This window comes from Burkholderia anthinoferrum (assembly GCF_002925705.1).
GTDB classification, from domain to species: Bacteria; Pseudomonadota; Gammaproteobacteria; order Burkholderiales; family Burkholderiaceae; genus Burkholderia; species Burkholderia semiarida.
Map to the genome: position 1 here is coordinate 1 of NZ_LFZP01000036.1, position 457 is coordinate 457.

Genomic DNA, 457 nt, shown 5'->3' on the forward strand with positions numbered 1-457 from the left:
GCGCCCAGTCGCGCTGCCATTCGAGCAGCACCTGCTGCCACGTGACCGGCACCACGCCGGCCTGCACCATGCGCTGCATCGCGATATCGTGCGCGGCCTGCGACGTGCCGCCCGATGCATCGGCGACCATATAGATCTCGTAGTCGCCTTCGAGCATCGCGCACAGCGCGAACGTCGTATTGCAGACTTCGGTCCACAGCCCCGACACGACCACCTTCTTGCGGCCGTTCGCGGCCAGCGCGTCGCGCACCTTCTGGTCGTCCCACGAGTTCATCGACGTGCGTTCGAGCGTCTTCTGGTTCGGGAACACGTCGAGCAGTTCGGGATAGGTGTGGCCCGAAAAGCTCTCGCTTTCGACCGTCGTGATCGTGGTGGGAATGTTGAAGACCTTCGCGGCCTTCGCGAGCCCGACGACGTTGTTCTTCAGCGTCTGCCGATCGATCGACTGCACGCCGAA

1 protein-coding gene is annotated in these 457 nt (G+C 63.9%); it reads right to left on the bottom strand.

The window, feature by feature from the left end:
* Positions 1-457 (bottom strand): hydrolase (locus tag C5F75_RS12030; protein ID WP_104012280.1); only part of this gene is annotated, 457 nt, incomplete at both ends.